The organism is Cobetia sp. AM6, assembly GCF_009617955.1.
Classification (GTDB): Bacteria; Pseudomonadota; Gammaproteobacteria; order Pseudomonadales; family Halomonadaceae; genus Cobetia; species Cobetia amphilecti.
In genome coordinates this window covers 1037035-1057462 of record NZ_AP021868.1, presented here as the reverse complement: position 1 = coordinate 1057462, position 20428 = coordinate 1037035, and the positions used below count along the sequence as shown (strand labels likewise).

Genomic DNA, 20428 nt, shown 5'->3' with positions numbered 1-20428 from the left:
CGCTAGCGCTACTGAAGTGGCCAGCACAGAGATTGAGCCTGCCGTCAGCACTGAGCGCACCGCAGATACTGTCGCTGAAGCTACGGAAGGCTCTCAATCAGCTGAAGGCTCTCAATCAGCTGAAGGCTCTGATTCTGCTGACGGCTCTGATGCTACTGCTGAAGGTGCCGAAAGCGCCGTCAACGTCAGCGCCAGCGTCGAGAATGCGCCGGCCGAGGCAGCGTTCGCGACTGCCGAACGTCACGACAATGTCGCCGTGGCGCAAGCCGTGAGCGACGACTCCCATACAGGGGAAGTCGCTGACAGCGAGCACAAGCAGGCACCGAGCGAGCAAGGCGAGATGACAGCGGCAGAAGGCGTGCAGCAGGACAGCACGCAGCCAGCCACCGAGACCCGCCGTCGCCGTGGCGAACGCGCCTACAACGATCCGCGCGAAGTGCGTCGTCGTGAGCGTGAAGCTGCCGAGCGTGCTGCTGCACAACAGGCCAGCGCAGAGACTCAGGACACGACCGCTCAGGATGACAGCAACACGTCTCACTGAGTCCTGAGGCTGGCGCCCTGCCCCTGCCGTCACTCTGACGCCCATTTCAGCCACAAGCGCTGAAGGGGGCGCCAGAAAGGCAGCAAGACAGGGTCTAGCCAGGGTCTATGCCAAGGTCTGCCAGCCGCTCCCGTTGAGCAGCAAGTCAGATGAAAACAAGAACGCCCCGCAGGCAAGCCTGCGGGGCGTTCTTGTTTTCAGTGCATGCTATTTTCAGCGCTTGGTGTGCGTGCCTTCACTTCAGCGCAGGTCTCGTGTGCACGACTCTGGGCCTCAGCCCTCGGGCCTCACCCTTCAGGCATCATCCCCAGCTCCCGCGGCTCCTGCTCGAGCCAGACCCCGAAGCGGGTGTGGACTGCCTCACGCACCTCCTGCGCCAGTGCCAGCAGCTCCGTGACGGCGCCCTCGCCGAAGTGCACCAGCACCAGCGCCTGCTGAGCATGCACGCCGACATGGCCTCTGCGCGCGCCCTTGAGACCACATTGGTCGATCAGCCAGCCTGCTGCCAGCTTGATGCTGCCATCGGCCTGCGGGTAATGCGGCAAGCTCGGGAAGCGGGTCAGCAGCGCCTGGGCCTCAGCCTGGGGAAGCTGTGGATTCTTGAAGAAACTGCCGGCATTGCCCAGTTGTGCGGGGTCGGGCAACTTCTCACTGCGCGTGGCAATCACCGCCTGGGCGACCTGCAACGGCGTCACCTCCTCCCCTTGCGGCAACGCCGCACTGACGCGCTGGGCGAGATCACCATAACCGAGCCGGGGCGACGCCTGGCGCGACACCTGCAACTCCAGGCGCGTGATCAGCACACGATGCTCAAGCGCGCCCTTGAAGATGCTGTCGCGATAGCCGAAACCGCATTCCTCGCGATTCATCCAGCGGCAGCTGCCATCTTCCAGCGACATGACCTCCAGGCGCAGCAGATGGTCTGCCAGCTCGACGCCATAGGCGCCGATATTCTGGATAGGCGCCGCACCGCAGCATCCGGGAATCAAGGCCAAGTTCTCGTAGCCCCACCAGCCGGCGGCGGCCAGCTCCATCACCAGGGCATGCCAGCGCTTGCCGGCTTCGACGCAGACCGTGGCTGTCAGGCCGTCTTCTGCCGGCGTGATGGTGACCTCGTCAAAGGCCGGACGCATGACATGGGCATCCAGCCACGGCAGCAATACCAGATTGCTGCCGCCGCCGATCACCACCAGACGCTCTCCAGCCTGCCGGGAGGCCAGCACCTGTGCCCTGGCCGCCTCGACGGTGTGTGGCTCGCTCAGGGCGCGGGCGCGCGCCGAGAAGCCCAGCGTATTGCAGCCATCCAGCGCCACCCCCTCACGTTGCGAGGTGTCGCCAGCGTTCTGATCAGTGGATACCGGAGTCATGAGCGTGCCCGCGCCGTGGTCGCCGCAGGCAGTGCCGCAATGAGTGCCTCACAGGCCACATCGATCAGATCCAGCACACGCTCGAAGGCATCGGGGCCTCCGGTGTAGGGGTCCGGCACCTCACGACTTCCCGCTGCCAGCGCGGGCAGCGGGATCGGCAGCAGGTCCAGCAGGCGACCGATCAGCGCCTGATCGCCACTGTTGCTGCGTGCAGCCAAGGCACGGGTATCGGCAAGATTGGCGTCGTCCATCACCAGAATCAGATCGAAGTCGTGAAAGTCCTGCTCGCACAACTGACGGGCACGCAGCGTGCTGATGTCGTGTCCGCGCTTGGCCGCATGGGCGATGGCCCGCGAGTCAGGCTGACCGCCGACATGCCAGTCACTGGTGCCGCAACTGTCCACCGTGATGACCTGATCCAGACCATGGCGCGTCAAAGCCGCACGCAACACACCTTCGGCACTCGGTGAGCGGCAGATATTGCCCAGGCACACCATCAGGATGCGCTCCAATGGCGCCTGACGCTGGGCCAGTTGCTCAAGAAGCTCGCTCATCAGGCCTCTCCGCTCTCGCTGCCTGCCGCTGCTTGCGCCAGCCAGTCGCGCACGCGCTCGAGATCCTCCGGCGTATCGACACCGGCCGGATGCGCCGTGCAGGCAATGGCCACCTGGATGGCATGACCATGATGCAGCGCGCGCAGCTGTTCGAGCTGTTCGAGCTGCTCCAGCGGGGCCGGCAGCCAGTCGACGTAATCGGTCAGGAAGCTGGCACGGTAGGCGTAGAGACCGATATGGCGCAGCCAGGAATCGGTGGCCAGCATGTCCGGCGGCGTGGTGAAGTGCTCGCGGTCCCACGGGATAGGCGCGCGCGAGAAGTACAGGGCACGCCCACGCAGGTCACGCACCACCTTGACCACATTGGGATTGAACAGGCTGTCGACGCTGGCGATCGACTCCGCCAGGGTGGCGATCGAGGCGCCCTCGTCTTCCTCGAGACGCACCGCCACCTGATCGATCAGCGCCGCCGGCAGCAGCGGCTCGTCGCCCTGGACGTTGACCACCAGGGTCTCGGGGGCCAGCGCCAGCAGCGTGACCACCTCGGCAAGGCGGTCTGTCCCGCTGGGGTGATCGGCACGCGTCATCACCACCTCGGCCCCGAAGCCTTCACAGGCCTCACGGATGCGCTCGTCATCGGTGGCGATCACGACCCGACTGGCCTGACTGGCACAGGCATTGCGCCAGACGTGCTCGATCATCGGCTGGCCATGAATGTCCGCCAGGGGCTTGCCCGGCAGGCGTGAGGAGTTGAAGCGCGCCGGAATCACGACCACGAAGCCGGACTCGCCCTCTGAACGGCTGTCGTCTGCCTGCCCCTGCTGCAGAAGGTCACTCATCAGCCGCGGCTCCCCTTGAGCTTCTCGTCGGCATCCATCTGGCGCGCTTCTTCTTCCAGCATGACGGGAATGCCGTCGCGTACCGGATAGGCGAGGCCATCGTAGAAGCACTTGAGCTCGGCATTCGCCGCATCATAGGTCAGCTTGGCCTGACACAGCGGGCAAACCAGTAGCGCGAGCAGTTCCTTGTCCATCGAGACATCTCCGGAATAACAGCAGAAAAGAAAGAAAATTCAGCGATCAAGCACTCAGAGCGCCTCAAGGCGTTTGGCGAGCCAGTCTACCAGCGCCTGGTCCGGACGCGCCTCGACATCCAGCGCCCAGCAGCGCTCATTGGCGAAGCTGCGACACTTGACGGCGTCCTTGGCGGTCATCACCACGGGCAGATTGTCGGAAAAGCGCAGATCCGTCGGCGTGAAGCGATGGTGGTCCGCCAGCGGACGCGGCAGATGCTCGACTCCGAGGTTGGTCAGGGTGCGGAAGAAGCGCTGCGGATTGCCGATACCGGCCAACGCATGCACCTGACCACTGAACGGCAGCTGGTGGGCAGGATAGCGCACGTCGTCGATCAGGTGGCGCCAGTGGACCGGCGTCAGCTTCATGCAATGCGATTCCACCGGCAGGCGCGAGCAGTCGATGACACCGTTGGAGATCACCGCATCGACACTGGCGAGGCGCGACAACGGCTCGCGCAGCGGCCCGGCGGGCAGGCAACGCTGATTGCCGAAGGCACGCTCACCGTCCACGACCACCAGCTCGATATCGCGCCCCAGCGCATGATGCTGCAGACCGTCATCGGAGAGCAGAATGTCGCAGCCGGCGGCAATCAGGCGCCGCGCCGCGCTTGGGCGATCCGGATCGACCGCCACCGGCAGGCCCGTCTGCTGAGCCAGCATCACCGGCTCATCGCCGGCATGCTGAGGATCGGTATCGGCCTGCACGTAGAGGGGATAGCGCGGCGAATGCCCACCGTAGCCGCGCGAGATGATGCCCGGGCGCCAGCCCTGCTCGCTCAACCAGCGCCCCAGCCAGGCGACCAGCGGCGACTTGCCGGTACCACCGACGGTGATGTTGCCGATCACGATCACCGGCACCGGCGCCTTCCAGACCTCACGCTTGCCGGTGAGATAGGCATTGCGCTTGCGCGCCACCACATTCTTGTAGACATGTTCCAGCGGGCGCAGCAGATGAAGCCAGCCGGCGCCGCGATACCAGGCGTCTACCAGTCGTTCACTCATGCGTCTGCCGTCTCCCGGAACTGGATGCGATGCAGCGCGGCATAAGCACCTTCCTGAGCAATCAATGATTCGTGGGTGCCGTCTTCGATGATCTCGCCATCATCCATCACCAGGATGCGGTCCGCCTTCTCGATGGTGGACAGACGGTGGGCGATCACGAAGGTCGTACGGCCCTGACACACTTCCTCCAGCGCGCGCTGGATATAGCGTTCGGATTCGGTATCCAGCGCCGAGGTGGCCTCATCCAGCACCAGGATCGGCGAGTCCTTGTAGATGGCACGCGCGATGGCGATACGCTGGCGCTGACCACCGGAGAGCATCACGCCATTGTCGCCGACGATGGTGTCGTAGCCTTCGCTCATGCGCTCGATGAATTCGTGGGCATAGGCCGCGCGCGCCGCCTCTTCCACCCGTGCCTTGTCGACCTCACCGGTGCCGTAGGCGATGTTGGCGGTCAGGTCGGCATTGAACAGGGTGACATTCTGCGAGACCAGCGCGATCTGCTGACGCATCGGGCGCAGCTTGTAGTCCTCGATGGCGACATCATCGATCAGGATGCGGCCGGTGGTCGGCGCGTAGAAGCGCGGCAGCAGGCTCATCAATGTCGACTTGCCCGACCCCGAACGCCCGACGATGGCGACCATCTGCCCCGGCTTCACCTCCAGATCGATGCCCTTGAGCACCTCCGGCTGATGGTCTGCATAGCGGAAGTGGACATTGTCGAAGCGCACACGGCCCTCGAGGCGACCCTCAGGCACCAGGGTGCCGTTGTCCGGCTCTGCCGGCGTATCCAGCAGGCCGAACAGTTCTTCCGAGGCCGCCATGCCCTTCTGGATCTCGCCGTTGACTTCGGTCAACTGGCGCACCGGCTTGGCCATCATCGAGGCGGCGGTGATGAAGCCGACGAACTCACCGGCGCTCATGCCGGCCATCAGTTCCGGCGCCATCGCCAGCCATACCAGCGTGGCCAGCGCCACGGCGATCAACAGCTGGATGACCGGCGTGGCGGTGGCCTTGGTCAGCGCTTCCTTCATCTTCTGCTCGCGGTTGTACTCACTGACCGCCGCGAAGCGTGCCTTCTCGTAATCCTCGGCACCGTGGGTACGCACGACACGATGGCCGGACAGCGCCTCGGAGGCCACGTGGGTCACCTCGCCCATCGAGCCCTGGATACGCTTGGAGAGCTTGCGGAAGCGCTTGCTGGCATAGCTGACCACCCAGCCGATCAGCGGCGTGACGGCGATGAACACCAGCGTCAGCTTCCAGTTGGTCCAGAACAGATAGCCCAGCAGGCCGAGCACGAAGAAGCCTTCGCGCAGGATGATGGTCAGCGCCTTGGTGGCCGCGCCGGTGATCTGCTCGACATGGTAGGTGACGCGCGTGATGAGATGGCCGGTGGAGTTCTCGTCGAAATAGCGCCCCGGCAAGTGCAGCATGTGGTTGAACACCGTGGTGCGCAGGGTGTGGACCACGTTGCGCGCCACATCACTCATGCAGTAGGTGCCCAGGAAGGTGCCGACGCCGCGCACGGCGAACATGCCGATCACGAACAGCGGCAGGAACAGTCTGAACTGGGCGTCAGGATTCTGAATGCCGTCGATCAGGCGCTTCATCATCTCGGCCAGCGCCGTACTCGAGGCACCGTAGATGATGTAGCCGACGACGGCGGCCAGAAACATCTTCCAGTACGGGCGAACATAGCCGAGCAAGCGGCGGTAATGAATCCAGGTGGAGTCGCGACTCACGGGGTCTCCATAGACTTGGGCGGCGCCCTCATGGGGCATCCGGTGATGATGATTCCGTCCCGATACGCGTACTGATGCGCACACGGGTGATACCCACTTCAGCGGCGGCGTCCAGCGCCGTGACCACCTTGGCGTGGGGCGTGCGGCCATCGGCTTCGAGGATCAACCCGAAGCGATCTGCCTGGTCCTTGTACTGCGCAAGCTGCGCTCCCAGTTCATCCTCGCCGAGGCTTGCCTCGCCGAGCGTAAAATCACCTGCCGCCCCGATGCTCAGGATCAAGGGCGCCTGCTCTACCGCGCTGGCCTGACTGGACTGCGGCAGGATGAGGTCCAGCGCTCGACGGCTATCGAAGGTCGTCGAGACCATGAAGAAGATCAGCAGCAGAAACACCACGTCGATCAGCGGGGTGAGATTGACCTCCACCGACTCACGCTGGCGACGCGGAAACCTCATGACGGCCTCCCGGCACCTGCCCCCTTGCCATCATCGCCACCATAGGGGTCATCGGCGTCACGACGCATGTAGGCCGGCAGGTCTTCCGGCAGGCGCTCATGGGGCTCCGGCACCTGGCCGGGGCGCTGGCCCGGGCGACGGTCGATGCCGTCATGGCTCTCGGCCAGCCCGAGCTCGCCCTGATGGTGCGAGATATATTCCACCACCTGCCCTGCCTGCTCCTCCATGTTGACGGTGATGTCCTCGACACAGCGCTGGAAATAGCGATGGAACATCAGTGCCGGAATCGCCACCGTCAAGCCGGACGCCGTCGTCACCAGCGCCTGGGAAATCCCGCCGGCCAGCTCCTGGGCTCGCTCGGCGCTGCCCGCATCGACGATCACGGCGAAGACGTCGATCATGCCGACCACCGTGCCCAGCAGCCCCAAAAGCGGCGTGATGGCGGCGATGGTGCCCAGCGGACTCAGGAAGCGCTCCATGTCATGGATGACGGCCACGGCCGATTCCTGCATGCGCGCGCGTACCTGCTCATTGCCCAGGCGCGCATTGCGCAGCCCCGCCGCCAGCACGTTGCCCAGCGGCGAATGACTCTCCAGCCAGTAGACATTGACCTGTCCCTGGCTGATCAGTTCACACACCTGCTGTCCCAGACCCTTCGGCGCGATGCGTCGACGACGCAGCGTCCACAGGCGCTCGAGGATGATGGCCAGTGCCACGACGGAACATCCGAGGATGGGGAGCATCAAGACTCCCCCTGCGTACAAGGCTTCCAGCATGTGACCTCTCCCTTGGTCTCGATGCCTCTGCGGGCACCATTGTTGTCGTGTCAGATGTCACGCGCCATCCCTGTCGCGCAGGCCGTATGAATCCGCCATGCATCTGATCATTCAGCGGATTTTACCCCAAGGCACCTCACTCCGATACCGCCAGCCCTGCGCGCTGGTTGCAGCCGCTCCCCCTGCGGCGACCACTCCCAGTGCAAGGCACCATCCAGCCCGACATGCCAGAGACACTCGACATGACGCGCCAGACGCTCCACCACGTCCGGATGCGGATGACCATGCGGATTGTAGCGACCGGCGCTGACAATCGCGTGACGCGCCGCCAGGCTCTCGAGCCAGGCATCACCACTGCTGGAGCGGCTGCCGTGATGTGCGACCACCAGCAACGGCAAGCCGCGCCCGGCCAGGCGCTGGCGCAGCGTCGCCTGCAACTCGCGCTCCTGCTGCTGGCCGATATCGCCGGCCAGCAACGCCAGCGGGCGCGCGCCATGTGCTATCAAGACCACACAGGAGTGCGCGTTGTCACGTCGGGTCTTCAACCCTGCTGGCGGCCACAGCATCTCAAGGCGCACGGGGTGGCCCTGCAGCTCACCGAGGGTGATGCTGCGCCCGGCGACACACTCCCGCATCGCCACCTCATCGAGCCAGCTTACCTGATGCTCCAGCCGCGCCCGCTGCCCGGCCGGCACCCACAGGGCGGCGATCTCCTCGGCAGACAGCGCCTGCAGTCCACCGGCGTGATCGCCATCCCCGTGACTCATGATCACGCCGATAGGCTCTCCCGCCACGGGCATTGCTCCCGGCAAGCGGGCGCTGGCATTGCGCGACGCCGCCCCCAGGTCGTAACGCCAGTGCCTCGGCACCTGCCGTGACGCGCCTGTCGAGTCACTCGCGCTCGACGCCAGATGACTGTGCAGCGACAGCGCCAGCCCCTGCCCGACATCGTGCACCGTCAGACTGAGCGCGGGCGCCCGGGGCGAGAACGAGGCGGCCTCCGTCGCGCGCGTGCCGGCGTCCCGTCCGACGGTGGCCAGCGCCGCCGGTGACCACGGCAAGGCCAGCGCCGCCAGTGACAGCCCCCAGCAGAGTGCCACGCTGCCACACAGACGCTTCAGACGGCCATCGAGGCCCGGCACCCCCTCCGCCAGCCAGGCACCCAGCAGGGCCATCAGCGCGAGCGTCAGGATCAAGGCCGAGGGAGTGGCGTCCGACAGCCCCGCCGCCATTGGCGACTGCGGCCAGCGCCCCTGCGTCGACGCAAGCGAAGACAAGGAATCCATCGTCTGCGCCATGCCCTGTGCCAGCAGCTGCCATAGACCGCCACTGAACACACCGTCAGCGAGCATGCCCGTGAGCCGTGACGGGACGAGCCCCGTGGACAGCAACAGCTGCTCGAGTCCCGCCAGCCCCCAGCCCAGCATGCCAAGCGGCACGATCAATAACGTCACCAAGGGAGCCATCACCAGATTCATCGGCAGCGACAGCCAGGACAGCTGGCCGCGCGAAAGCAGCAGGGCCGCACCCATGACCAGTGTCAGCAACCACTGGCTGCGCAACGTGGCCAGACACCAGCCGCGCATTCCTCGCGGACGCGAGCGGCCCTGCCAGGCCAGCAGCAACACCGCCACGGCGATGAATGATAGCCAGGTACCCGGGCGCCACAGCGCCAGCGGGTCCAGCCCCAGCACCAGAATCAGCGCCAGCATCCAGACCTGCCAGACACCCAGGCCGCTGCGGCCACTCGCCATCCAAAGCCCGACCGTCACCATCAAGGCGGCGCGCAATGCCGGCGGCGCCAGGCCTGCCAGCAAGGCGAAACTCCAGGCCGCCAGACAGGCAAGCCACCAGGGCGCGACGCTGAATCGCCATCCGCCCGGTCGCCAGAGACGCAGCACGCCGAAACTCAGCCCCAGCACCAGGCTTGCCATCAATCCGACATGCAGCCCCGACACCACCGCCAGATGCGTCAGCCCGGTGGCGTTCAGCGTGTCCCAGTCGTCATGGGTCAGTGCCGAGACCTTGCCCAGCGTCAATGCCGCCAGCCAGCGACAGGGCGAACCCGGCCAATCGACCAGTGCCTCGCCTCCACCTTTATCCTCGCCCTCGCCCTCGCCACAGCGCTGCCACAGAGCCTGCTCGGCATGAAGACGCAGTGCTGCCAGCCCGCCGGGTGGCGCCAAGCGCTGCGCAAGGGACAGTTGGCGCACGTAACCCGTGGCGACGATACCTTCACGCCATAGCCAGGCGACACGGTCAAACTCCGCGGGGCTCGCTGAGCGCCCGAAGGCAGGGTTGCTGACACCATGAGGCGGTACCAGACGCACGACCATGCGCCAACGCTCACCGGCCTGCCAGGGAGTCGCCAGCGCCTCGCGTGTCGCAACATCGCGGGGCAGCTTGCGCGGCCAGTAACGCCGAAGCTGGACCCGCTGATCCAGCAGCCGCTGACAGGCGGCCTGACGCCCGGCATCCGCGCCGGGGACCTCCGTCGGCTGGAAGAGATCACAGCGCGAGACACGCAGCACCAGGCGCACCGAGTCATCAGGCGTCGGCAGTGCGCGGTTGACCTGCTCGACCCGGCCTTCCAGCCACAGCTCCTGGCGCGTCAACGCCTCCGCCATCACGAGCGGCTGCTGATGAAGGCCGATCACCAGCCCGACCCCCAGCGCTGTCGAGAGCCGCAGACTCAAGGCCCCGAGCCGAAAGCGGCGTGACTCAGCGTCGGGAGCAGAGTGCGGGAAAGCACGAGAGGGATTGGCGGCCAAGACCCCTGCCACCATCAGCCAGCAGAGCAGCAAGGCGGCCAGCAGCAGGTTGTCGCTCAGCGTCATGAAGGCGGCCCAGCCATGCGCCCCACTCTCTTGCGCGCCGAGCCCTGCCGATGAGCGTGACTGCCAATCCGCGCCCCACTCGCCCTGGCGTGACAGCCAGATTCCCGCCACCAGTCCCGCCAGCAGCTGGGCCAGCGAGGCCGGTGACAGCCAGAATCGAGCGGGATGGGACGATTTATTCACGGTGGCGCCTGACATGTTGCTGGCCTCTTGCAAGGTCACCCATGGCGCAGCCCGTCAGGCATGGCGCGGGCTTTGCTGTACTCAGTGCCGAATCGAGACACGCGGGTTGCAGATCACGAACCGGACAACTGCGCAGTCAGCATGGCAGTCCTGTAGCCATGTATGGATAATGGCCGGCGTTGAATGCCAAATGGCCAAGTCATGCCTCGTCGTCTACTCAAGCGGCTCATGCCGGAACCGGATGCCCTCAAGCGCAAGAAGTCGCTGCGCTTCATGCATCACCTGATCGCCGATCCCGCACTGTGGGCGTTGTCGCGACGCACTGTGGCCAATGCCTGCATGGTGGGGCTGTTCTGTGCGCTGCTGCCGATTCCCTTCCAGATGGTGGTGGCCGCCTTCGGTGCCTGGGCACTGCGCTGCAACCTCGCGCTGTCGGTGGGCCTGGTGTGGGTGACCAACCCGCTGACCATGCCGGTGGTCTACTACGCCACTTACCGCGTAGGTGCCTGGATGCTGGACACGCCCGCACGCGTGATGCCGGACCAGGTCTCCGCGGCCTGGTTCGCCAACCAGCTGGAAGACATCCTGCCCGCTCTGGCGCTGGGTTCGCTGGTCAGCGCCGTCGTCCTCGCGCTGCTGGCCAACATGCTGGTCCGCCTCTTGTGGCGCTATCAGGTGGTGCGCAACTGGCGCAGCCGCCGCAAGGCGCGCCTGGCCGCCAGACGTTGCAGCAAGGAGCAGTCGTCACGCCAGACCGCTGAGCAGGACACCGACAAGCTCTGAACGCTGCCGACAGACACGCATGAAAAACGCCCCGCCATCTCTCGATGGCGGGGCGTTTGGCTTTCAGGCATGGCGTGAATCAGTCAGCGGCTCGACTCAGTCCTCGTGCAGCTTGCCACCGTCCAGACGCAGCACACGGTGCTGGTGCGCGGCCAGACCGTTGTCGTGGGTCACGATGATGAAGGCTGCCTGCGCTTCGCGCGCGATGTCATCCATCAGCTCGAGAATGCGCGCCGCCGTGGTCTGATCCAGGTTGCCGGTCGGCTCATCCATCAGCACCAGGCTCGGGTCGGTCACCAGCGCACGCGCGATGGCGACGCGCTGACGCTCGCCCCCGGACAGCTCGCCCGGCTTGTGATCGGCGCGCGGCGCCATGCCGACCCGCTCCAGCAGCTTGCGCGCCTTGACGGCAGCCTCGGCGCGCTTGTGGCCACGGATGATCAACGGCATCGCCACGTTCTCTTCGGCACTGAATTCCGCCAGCAGATGGTGGAACTGATACACGAAGCCGATGTGCTGATTGCGGAAGCTGCCCAGTGCCGACTCGCTGAGTTCGGACAGGCGCTGGCCGGCCACCTTCACGATGCCCTGGCTGGGGTGGTCCAGCCCGCCGAGCAGGTTGAGCAGCGTGGTCTTGCCGGAGCCGGAGCTGCCGACGACGGCGACTCGTTCACCGGCATGCACGCGCAGCTCCAGCTCGTCGAGCACCTGCACCTCTTGCGGGCCCTCATCGTAACTGCGACTCAGGCGCTCACAGATCAGCATCGGCTTGCCGTGGGGCTGACCCGGCGCGTGAGTGTCAGAAGCCGGCGTCGGCATGGCGGTGTCTCCAGCAGCAGAACGGATGGATGCATCAGACGGTGTCGACGGATTACTCATAGCGCAGCACCTCCGCCGGCTGGATGCGCGAGGCGCGCCAGGCCGGATACAGCGTCGACAGGAAGCTCAGCACCAGCGCGGAACCGATGATGATGCCCATGTCGCTCATCTCGAGGCGCGACGGCAGATAGCTGATGAAGTAGACGTTGGGGTCCAGGAACTGGATACCGAAGGTCGACTGCACCCAGGCGATGATGTCGGAGACACTCAGCGCCAGCGCCACACCGGCGATGGCGCCGATGATGATGCCCATCACGCCGATGGTCAGCCCCTGCACGATGAAGATGCCCATGATGGAACCGGGCCTGGCCCCGAGGGTACGCAGGATGGCGATGTCGGCGTGCTTGTCCGTCACCATCATCACCAGCGTCGAGACGATGTTGAAGGCCGCGACGGCGACGATCACCATCAGCAGCAGGCCGATCATGTTCTTCTCCATCTGGATGGCGGCGAACAGGTTGCCGTGGGTGCGCTTCCAGTCCATGCCGCGATACTGCGGCCCCAGCTGACTGACGATGTCGCGGGTGACCTGATCGGCGCTGAACAGGTCATCGAGCTTCAGGCGCACCCCCTGGACGTCACCTTCCTTAAAGCGCGCCAGCTTGGCCATGTCCGAGATATCAGTGTAGGCAAGGCTGGCATCGACGTCCGCGCCGACCTTGAAGATACCAGTCACCGTGAAGCGCTTGAGGCGCGGGAAGATGCCCCCGGGCGTGATGGAGGCCTCGGGCACCAATAGCGTGACGCGATCCCCCACGCCGACGCCCAGGTTGCGCGCCAGCAGCTCGCCCATCACGATGCCCCAGCTGCCGGGCGTGAGATCCGCCAGGCTGCCCTGCACCATGTGCTCGCTGATGATCGAGACCTGGTCCTCCGCGGACGGATCGATGCCGGTGACCAACGCACCCTTGTTGCGGCCGTTGGTGGTGAACATGCCCTGCTGCTCGATATAGGGCGCCGCACCGACGACATGCGGCTTCTCGCGCAGCTTGCCGGCCAGCGTCTCCCAGTCGGTGACGCTGTCACGCGCCTCGACGCGCACATGCGGCACCATGCCCAGCACGCGGGTGCGCAGCTCGTGGTCGAAGCCGTTCATCACCGACAGCACCAGAATCAGCACGGCGACGCCCAGCGACAGCCCCAGCATCGAGGTCAAGGAAATGAAGGAAATGAAATGGTTACGGCGCTTGGCGCGGGTATAGCGCAGGCCGATCAGAAAGGGTAGGCGATCCAGCAGCATCGAAGTCGATTCCTTGGGTCAGGGTCGCGGGCCATGATACGCATTCCGCAGGCTCGGCGCATGGAGCCATATTCGAACGCAGTTTGCCAGCCTTCGTCTGTGGCCAACATGAACCGCCAGCATGGCGAGACATGTGCACGTCAGGCACCACAGGGCTAGCGTCGGCGCATGGCTCTGCTATCATCGCGCGCCGAGTCCGCGGCATTGCGGCTTGCGCCTTTATCGTTACCTCTTCATCAGGGAGATGCCCATGGCCACCCGTCTGCTCGCCGAATGGCACCCGCAGGACGCCATCCAGCTCAGCTGGCCCAGCCCGCACAGTGACTGGAGCGAGATGCTCGAGAGCATCGAAGCCACCTGCGAGGCCATGGTGATCGCCATCAGCCGCTATCAGCACGTGCTGATCAGCGTCAGCGATGACGCCACCCGCGAGCGCCTTGCCGCACGCTTCGCCGGTTTCGGCTTGCCCGCCGAGCGTCTGCATCTTTTCGTGGCGCCGCTGGATGACACCTGGACGCGCGACCATGGCCCCATCACCATCGAACGTGATGGCCAGCCGGTACTGCTCGACTACACCTTCACCGGCTGGGGCGGCAAGTTCGAGGCCGCCCGCGACAACGCCCTGACCCGCGCCCTCGCCGCGCAGGGGGCTTACGCAAGCCCGGTGGAAAGCCGCGACTTCATTCTGGAAGGCGGCGGCATCGAGAGCGACGGCCAGGGCACCCTGCTGACCACCGAGGCCTGCCTGCTCAACGACAACCGCAATGCCGGCCTGAGCCGCGCCCAGGTCGAGGCGCAACTCAAGGCCGATTTCGGAGTCAAACGCGTGCTGTGGCTCGCCAATGGTCATCTGGAAGGCGATGACACTGACAGCCATGTCGACACCCTGGCGCGCTTCTGCGACCCGCGCACCATCGCCTATGTCCGCTGCGATGATCGCGACGACCCGCATTACCCGGCGCTCAAGGCGATGGAAGCCGAGCTTGAAGCCCTGCGCGACGCCAACGGCGACCCGTACTTCCTGGTGCCGCTGCCGTGGCCGGATGCCTGCTTCGATCCGGACGACAGCCATCGCCTGCCGGCGACCTACGCCAACTTCCTGATCATCAACGGGGCCGTGCTGGTGCCGACCTACGCCGATCGTCACGACATGATCGCCCTCAAGGCCCTCGCCAGCGCCTTCCCCAAGCGTGACATCCTTCCGGTCGATTGCCGCGCCGTGATTCGCCAGCATGGCAGCCTGCACTGCATGACCATGCAACTGCCCAAGGGCACGCTGGCCACCTCGAACACCTCTCAAGGAGCACTGTGATGACTGCTTCCCGCCGTACACTCAAGGTCGGTGTCGTCCAGCAACAGGGCTGGCCCGACAAGGACACAAGCCTGGCGGCCAGCGAAGCCGCCATTCGTCGCCTTGCCGCCGATGGCGCTGAGCTGGTGATGCTGCAGGAGCTGCATGCCAGCCACTACTTCTGCCAGACCGAAGACACCGAGATCTTCGATCTCGCCGAGCCCCTCGAAGGTCCGACCACCCAGCGTCTGGCCGGTCTGGCCGCCGAACTCGGCCTGGTGATCGTCGGCTCCATCTTCGAGCGTCGCGCCGCTGGGGTGTATCACAATACCGCCGTGGTGCTCGACAAGGCCGCTGGCCTGGTCGGCACCTTCCGCAAGATGCACATTCCGGATGATCCCGGCTTCTACGAGAAGTTCTACTTCACGCCAGGCGATGCACCCAGCGCACAGTCCCCACGCCGCGGCTTCGAGCCCATCGACACCTCGGTCGGCCGTCTGGGCGTGCAGGTCTGCTGGGACCAATGGTATCCCGAAGGCGCACGCCTGATGGCGCTGGCCGGTGCCGAGATGCTGCTCTACCCCACCGCCATCGGCTGGGACCCGCGTGACGATGAAGCCGAGCAGACGCGCCAGAAGGATGCCTGGACCCTGATCCAGCGCAGCCACGGCGTCGCCAATGGCGTGCCGGTGATCGTCGCCAACCGGGTCGGTCATGAAGCGGACCCGACGCCTGCCAGCGAAGGCATCCAGTTCTGGGGCGGCAGCTTCATCTGCGGCCCTCAGGGCGAGCTGCTGGCGCATGGCGGTACCGAGCCCGAGGAGCTACTGGTCGAGGTGGACCTGGCGCGCGGCGAAGACGTGCGCCGCATCTGGCCTTACCTGCGCGATCGTCGCATCGATGCCTATGGTGATCTCACCGAGCGCTATCGCGACCGCTGAGCCCAGCGGGCTTTTGCAGGTGCCGGCCTGACAACAGCACCCTATCGAGATCACACAGACCCCCGCAGAGACAGGAGGGCGCCCAGCGTGGCGCCCTCTTCTGTTTCGGTCTGTCGGCGCCGGCGCAGCCGGCCTCTCCCGTCACTCCATCCCGGGTGATTCAGTCTCTCGGAGCCCTTCTTCTGCCCGCGCATGCCGCCATGGTCTGACTTGCCATCCCGGTCACGCTAGGCTAAACAAGATAACGCGATAAAAAATCACGCCTCCCTTGCTGCAATCAGGACGCAGAGCATGCCCGAATACCAGTTGATGGCCAGAATAGAAGCGGCCTTCGATACGCAGATCAGTGCCGCCGATCAGGTCATCACCGCGGTCAGAGAAGAGAATTCGCCACTCTGGCGACTGGATGGCGTCAGTGCCGATAGCGAATGGCTCAGCCAGGCGTTGCAGGACGTGTGGTATCAGGATGGCCAGGACGGCCGAGTCACCCGCCCCTATCTGGGCGTTGTCGCCGCAGGCCCGACGGTGATCGAGCGCGTCGCGGCGCTCAACGCCGCCAAGGAGCAGCTGGCGGAGCTCTTCGCCGAGCTGCGCGAGAAGTATCCCGACCAACTGGCCGAGCTGAAGGCGATTCTGCCCTTCCGCCATCCGGGGCTGAATCAGCACCTGAGGGGCGATGGCCTTGCCCGTTTGCACCTGAAACAATGCTGGCGCCGGGTACCGGTGGCAGAGGCACCGGTGGCGCGAGTGCGCTTCGCCTGGTACAGCTCCGGGCGCTCGATCCAGCGCGTCAGCGTGGCGGAGTGTGAAGCCTTGCTGATGAAGCTGGATACCGAGGCCGAGCACGTACGCCTGCAGCTCAAGCTGCTCGCTGGCTTGCCATCGGATGAGATTCTGGCCCGCATCCAGCCCCAGGCACCGCTGATGCGCGCCAACCTGTTCTACCGTGAGCCGGTGATGCGCGAAGACGGTGAGCTACGCACGCGCCGCGCGCTGAACGTCTCTCTGCCGCTGTTCCTGCCGCATGATGACCTGCGCCTGCCCGCTCTCAACCAGCCAAGCCCGACGCCGCCCACCGAACGCACCCGCGCCCGCCGCGGCGACGTGCGCATCGAGGACACGCCCTTCCTCAAGAGTCTGCGCGTGCATCGCTATCGCTGATCCCTAGAGCCAGAGAGCCAGAGAGCCGGTGAGCCAGTCAGGCCGTGAAGACGCCCGCTAGAGGTCCAGCGCCGATTCGGGCATCCGCTTGAGGTGCATGCGGCGCGCCAGGCGAATCACCGGCTTGAGCGTCAGCTGCAGCGAGCCGATCACGAACAGCCAGATTCCCAGTGTCATCCACTCTTCCCAGAAGAAGCACACGCTGCCGATCGTGAACAGCAGCCCCAGCACCAGCTCATTGATGATGCTGGCCAGCTCATAACGGCGATGGATGATCAGTTCCTCATGGCCGAGGCGTAGCGTGAGGTCCGAGGTCGGATCATCCTGCAGTGGCTCGCGTGACTGCGTGCCCGACTGGCGAGTGTCGTGTTGCTGCAAATCATCCTGCATGCGTGATTTCCTCAAGGCTCATCAACAAGGTTTCCCAGTTGGGAGCCACACCACAAGGCCCCGACATCAATGATGTCGGGGCCTTGTGGTGTGGCTCCAAGTCAGCGGGCAAGTCAGTGGGCGCGAGACCCACGCCGCTCAGAACAGACGGTTGAGTCCATTCATGGCCGCGACCCGGTAGGCTTCCGCCATGGTCGGGTAGTTGAAGGTGGTGTTGACGAAGTACTTGAGCGTATTCGCCTCACCCTTCTGCTGCATGATGGCCTGACCGATGTGTACGATCTCGGACGCCTGGTCACCGAAGCAGTGGATGCCGAGAATTTCCAGCGTATCGCGATGGAACAGGATCTTGAGCATGCCGACGGTATCGCCGGTGATCTGGGCGCGGGCGGTGTCCTTGAAGAACGCTTGCCCCACTTCGTAGGGGATGCGCGCCTCGGTCAGTTCGGACTCGCCACGCCCCACCGAGCTGATCTCGGGGATGGTGTAGATACCGGTCGGCACCTCATTGACGAACTTGAACTCTTCCCCCAGCAGGTTGGCCGAGGCGAAGCGGCCCTGATCGTAAGCCGCGGATGCCAGGCTCGGCCAGCCGATCACATCGCCCACCGCATACACGTGGTCCAGCTCGGTGCGGTACTGATCATCGACGGTCAGCTGACCGCGGCCGTTGGCCTGCAGGCCGACATTCTCGAGACCAAGGCTGTCGGTGTTGCCGGTACGACCGTTGGCCCACAGGAAGGCGTCAGCACGCAGCTTCTTGCCGGACTTGAGGTGCACGACCACGCCGGACTCGTCGCCCTCGATGCGATCGTATTCCTCGTTGTGACGCACCAGCACGCCGTTGTTGCGCAGGTGGTAGGACAGCGCGTCGGAAATCTCGTTATCCAGGAAGGACAGCAGACGATCACGCGTATCGATCAGGTCGACCTTGACGCCAAGGCCGGAGAAGATCGAGGCGTACTCGGAGCCGATGACACCGGCGCCGTAGATGATCAGCGTGCGCGGCGTGTGTGACAGCCCCAGGATGGTATCGGAGCAGTAGATGCGCGGGTGGCGGAAGTTGACGTCCGCCGGGCGGTAGGGACGCGAGCCGGTGGCGATCACGACCTTCTCCGCGTGCAGCTCCTCGACCCCTTCATGGGCATCGCGCACCACGACGGTGTGCTCGTCCTTGAAGCGCGCGGTACCGAAGAACACATCGATGCGATTGCGGGCGTAGAAGCGCGTACGCATCTCGACCTGCTGCTCGATGGTGCGGCGTGAACGCTCCAGCACCTTGGGGAAGGAGAACCAGCGCGGCTCGCCGATATCGCGGAACATGCGATTGGTGTTGAACTCGATGATCTGCTTGACCGCGTGGCGCAGCGCCTTGGAAGGGATGGTGCCCTTGTGGGTGCAGTTGCCGCCCACGGAAGACTGAGCCTCGATCACGGCGACACGCTTGCCATGCTTGGCCGCGTTGACTGCCGCGCTTTCCCCTGCCGGACCGGTACCGATCACGACGACATCGTAGTTATAGACTGCCATGAGACTCGCTTTGCTCCTTGATTGTTCGTAGACCGGCCCTGACACGTACGGTCTCACCTCGCGGTGACACTGCCATGTCAGGGCCGGTAGCAGGCCTTGCGGCCGGCGGGCTCTGAGCCATCAGAGCAGAAATCAGCGACGTGCGGCGTCGTAGGCCAGATCGCTGGCCGGCTTGCCGCCACTCTCTGCCATCAGACGCTGGCGATCCTGCTCCTTCTCGCACTCCTCGTCCTTGCCGCCACAGATGTCACAGCCATCCTTGAGCCCAAGGTTGTTGAGACCACCGCAGGAGCCGGCGATCGGCTTGCGGCCCATCAGGACGCCGACGGCCATCACGCCAATCAGCAGCAACATCGCGGCGAACACCAGTAACCAGATCGTCATGTCATTCCTCCCGGGGCATGGCCCCATTGTGAACCTCTCGCGCGGGTCGGCTCCAGCGCAGCTTGCCCCCTGTCGATCCTGTGGATCCTTCAGGACAGCATCCAGAAGATGCCATGCAATCTGAGCACCCGACCCTGTCGGAGGTGTGTCTCGACAGATGGCAGATGAGAGAGCCCGGCCGGCTGCCTCTCGGCAGACCGGCTCTCGATAGACCGAGCTCAGGCGCCGGCTTCATCTGCGGGCTTCGTATCGCCTGTCGCCGGCGCGTCCTTCAGGTAGGGCGCAAATGCCGGACTCCAGGACTGCTTGAAGCCATCATCCGTTTTGACAATGAAATAGGCGGCAATGTTCTCGCGAATTGCGATCGTCATTGCCTTCTCGGCGCCCAGCACGTTGAGTGCCGTGGCCCAGGCGTCCGCACTCGCGCAATCCGGCGTGATCACGGTGACCGAGGCCAGACTGTGCTGGATCGGTCGACCGGTACGTGGATCGATCGTGTGCGAGTAACGTACGCCGTCCTGCTCGAAATAGTTGCGGTAATCACCGGAGGTGGCAACCGCGGCATTGCCGGGATCGATGATCCGCTGCACCGAGCGCTCGAAGGACTTCGGCGCTTCGATGGCGATCCGCCACGGCTTGTGGCCGGGCTTCTCACCCTTGACGCGGATCTCGCCACCGACTTCGACCAGATAGTTCTCGATGCCATTGGCCTCGAGCACATCGGCGACTCTGTCCACCCCATAGCCCTTGGCGATCCCCGACAGGTCGGCATACACCGGCTTGCGCTTGATCACCGTATTGCCATCGAGCTCCAGCGCCAGATGATCGACCTTCTCGAGCGCCTGCGCGATCTGTTCATCGCTCGGCGCCTTGTCGAGACGCTCATCCGGGCCGAAGCCCCACAGATTGACGGCCGGACCGACGGTGATATCGAAGGCCCCGTCGGAGCGCTTGCCGATATCCTGCGACTCGGCCAGCACCTGCGCCAGGCCATCCGACAGCGTGATCGGCGTATCCAGCGGCGCCTGATTCAGCTTCGAGAGCTCCGAGGCGTCCTTGTAGGTCGACATCTGCCAGTCGACCTTGTCGAGCGCCTCGAGACTCGCCTGCTTGAGCGACGTCACCTCATCGGCGTCCAGGTCCGCAGCCACCGTGACATGGAACCCGGTGCCGAAGATGGGGCCGGCGAAGCGATGCAACTCAGGGTTGCTGGAATTTTCACAGCCTGCAACCAGCAGGGCCAGCCCCATGAGGGCCGGCCCTGCCAGTCGTCTTGCGACGCGTGACATCATCGA

The 20428-nt window shown here is 65.0% G+C and carries 19 protein-coding genes; 4 read left to right on the top strand and 15 right to left on the bottom strand.

Annotated elements, in window-relative coordinates:
- Window positions 1-828: 828 nt before the first annotated feature.
- From murB to CLAM6_RS04490, 9 genes are all read right to left on the bottom strand, one after another.
- Entirely contained in the window at window positions 829-1908 is a 1080-nt protein-coding gene (murB, locus tag CLAM6_RS04530; protein ID WP_153635256.1) for a UDP-N-acetylmuramate dehydrogenase, read from the bottom strand.
- Complete coding sequence (locus CLAM6_RS04525; RefSeq protein ID WP_153635255.1) at window positions 1905-2462, bottom strand: low molecular weight protein-tyrosine-phosphatase; 558 nt, start codon at window positions 2460-2462, stop codon at window positions 1905-1907. The genes murB and CLAM6_RS04525 overlap by 4 nt, the downstream gene beginning before the upstream one ends.
- The gene (gene kdsB, locus CLAM6_RS04520; protein ID WP_153635254.1) at window positions 2462-3301 is read right to left on the bottom strand and encodes a 3-deoxy-manno-octulosonate cytidylyltransferase; all 840 of its coding nucleotides are present in this window, start codon (window positions 3299-3301) and stop codon (window positions 2462-2464) included. The genes CLAM6_RS04525 and kdsB overlap by 1 nt, the downstream gene beginning before the upstream one ends.
- Window positions 3301-3495 carry a Trm112 family protein gene (locus CLAM6_RS04515; RefSeq protein ID WP_043331901.1) on the bottom strand — a complete coding sequence of 65 codons (195 nt, stop codon included), beginning with the start codon at window positions 3493-3495 and terminating at the stop codon, window positions 3301-3303. Before CLAM6_RS04515 ends, kdsB begins: the two co-directional genes overlap by 1 nt.
- A 54-nt stretch (window positions 3496-3549) precedes the next feature.
- Complete coding sequence (gene lpxK / locus CLAM6_RS04510) at window positions 3550-4539, bottom strand: tetraacyldisaccharide 4'-kinase (RefSeq protein WP_054555010.1); 990 nt, start codon at window positions 4537-4539, stop codon at window positions 3550-3552.
- Window positions 4536-6284, bottom strand: a complete 1749-nt coding sequence (msbA, locus tag CLAM6_RS04505) for a lipid A export permease/ATP-binding protein MsbA (protein ID WP_225347686.1) — start codon at window positions 6282-6284, stop codon at window positions 4536-4538. The genes lpxK and msbA overlap by 4 nt, the downstream gene beginning before the upstream one ends.
- A gap of 28 nt (window positions 6285-6312) precedes the next feature.
- Window positions 6313-6738, bottom strand: a complete 426-nt coding sequence (locus CLAM6_RS04500; RefSeq protein ID WP_153635253.1) for an ExbD/TolR family protein — start codon at window positions 6736-6738, stop codon at window positions 6313-6315.
- On the bottom strand, window positions 6735-7514 hold the full coding sequence (locus CLAM6_RS04495) for a MotA/TolQ/ExbB proton channel family protein (RefSeq protein WP_082388116.1): 780 nt from the start codon (window positions 7512-7514) through the stop codon (window positions 6735-6737). The genes CLAM6_RS04500 and CLAM6_RS04495 overlap by 4 nt, the downstream gene beginning before the upstream one ends.
- A gap of 107 nt (window positions 7515-7621) precedes the next feature.
- The gene (locus tag CLAM6_RS04490) at window positions 7622-10534 is read right to left on the bottom strand and encodes a ComEC/Rec2 family competence protein (protein WP_172978621.1); all 2913 of its coding nucleotides are present in this window, start codon (window positions 10532-10534) and stop codon (window positions 7622-7624) included.
- 201 nt (window positions 10535-10735) lie between these two features.
- On the opposite strand from CLAM6_RS04490, the gene CLAM6_RS04485 reads away from it, so the two are divergent.
- On the top strand, window positions 10736-11317 hold the full coding sequence (locus tag CLAM6_RS04485; protein WP_153635251.1) for a DUF2062 domain-containing protein: 582 nt from the start codon (window positions 10736-10738) through the stop codon (window positions 11315-11317).
- 96 nt (window positions 11318-11413) lie between these two features.
- Here CLAM6_RS04485 and CLAM6_RS04480 read toward each other — a convergent pair whose 3' ends face one another.
- Together CLAM6_RS04480 and CLAM6_RS04475 are read right to left on the bottom strand one after the other, a co-directional pair.
- Complete coding sequence (locus CLAM6_RS04480) at window positions 11414-12136, bottom strand: ABC transporter ATP-binding protein (RefSeq protein ID WP_153635250.1); 723 nt, start codon at window positions 12134-12136, stop codon at window positions 11414-11416.
- 52 nt (window positions 12137-12188) lie between these two features.
- Window positions 12189-13433, bottom strand: a complete 1245-nt coding sequence (locus tag CLAM6_RS04475; protein ID WP_043332064.1) for a lipoprotein-releasing ABC transporter permease subunit — start codon at window positions 13431-13433, stop codon at window positions 12189-12191.
- A 253-nt stretch (window positions 13434-13686) separates the two neighbouring features.
- Between CLAM6_RS04475 and CLAM6_RS04470 the strand changes: the two genes are divergently transcribed.
- The 3 genes from CLAM6_RS04470 (at window position 13687) to CLAM6_RS04460 (ending at window position 16829) form a co-directional block, all read left to right on the top strand.
- Window positions 13687-14748 carry an agmatine deiminase family protein gene (locus CLAM6_RS04470; RefSeq protein ID WP_153635249.1) on the top strand — a complete coding sequence of 354 codons (1062 nt, stop codon included), beginning with the start codon at window positions 13687-13689 and terminating at the stop codon, window positions 14746-14748.
- Window positions 14748-15668: a carbon-nitrogen hydrolase gene (locus tag CLAM6_RS04465; RefSeq protein ID WP_054555016.1), complete on the top strand. Its 921-nt coding sequence runs from the start codon at window positions 14748-14750 to the stop codon at window positions 15666-15668. The genes CLAM6_RS04470 and CLAM6_RS04465 overlap by 1 nt, the downstream gene beginning before the upstream one ends.
- A 291-nt stretch (window positions 15669-15959) precedes the next feature.
- On the top strand, window positions 15960-16829 hold the full coding sequence (locus tag CLAM6_RS04460; RefSeq protein WP_043331911.1) for a DNA replication terminus site-binding protein: 870 nt from the start codon (window positions 15960-15962) through the stop codon (window positions 16827-16829).
- A gap of 57 nt (window positions 16830-16886) precedes the next feature.
- Here CLAM6_RS04460 and CLAM6_RS04455 read toward each other — a convergent pair whose 3' ends face one another.
- From CLAM6_RS04455 to CLAM6_RS04440, 4 genes are all read right to left on the bottom strand, one after another.
- Entirely contained in the window at window positions 16887-17219 is a 333-nt protein-coding gene (locus CLAM6_RS04455; RefSeq protein WP_153635248.1) for a YrhK family protein, read from the bottom strand.
- 138 nt (window positions 17220-17357) lie between these two features.
- Entirely contained in the window at window positions 17358-18749 is a 1392-nt protein-coding gene (gene sthA / locus CLAM6_RS04450; RefSeq protein WP_043331912.1) for a Si-specific NAD(P)(+) transhydrogenase, read from the bottom strand.
- Between the two features lie 132 nt (window positions 18750-18881).
- Window positions 18882-19133, bottom strand: coding sequence for a (Na+)-NQR maturation NqrM (nqrM, locus tag CLAM6_RS04445; RefSeq protein ID WP_043331913.1), 252 nt, complete (start codon window positions 19131-19133; stop codon window positions 18882-18884).
- 218 nt (window positions 19134-19351) lie between these two features.
- Window positions 19352-20425 (bottom strand): FAD:protein FMN transferase, encoded by a 1074-nt coding sequence (locus CLAM6_RS04440; protein WP_242007744.1) that lies wholly within the window; start codon window positions 20423-20425, stop codon window positions 19352-19354.
- Window positions 20426-20428 lie beyond the last annotated feature (3 nt).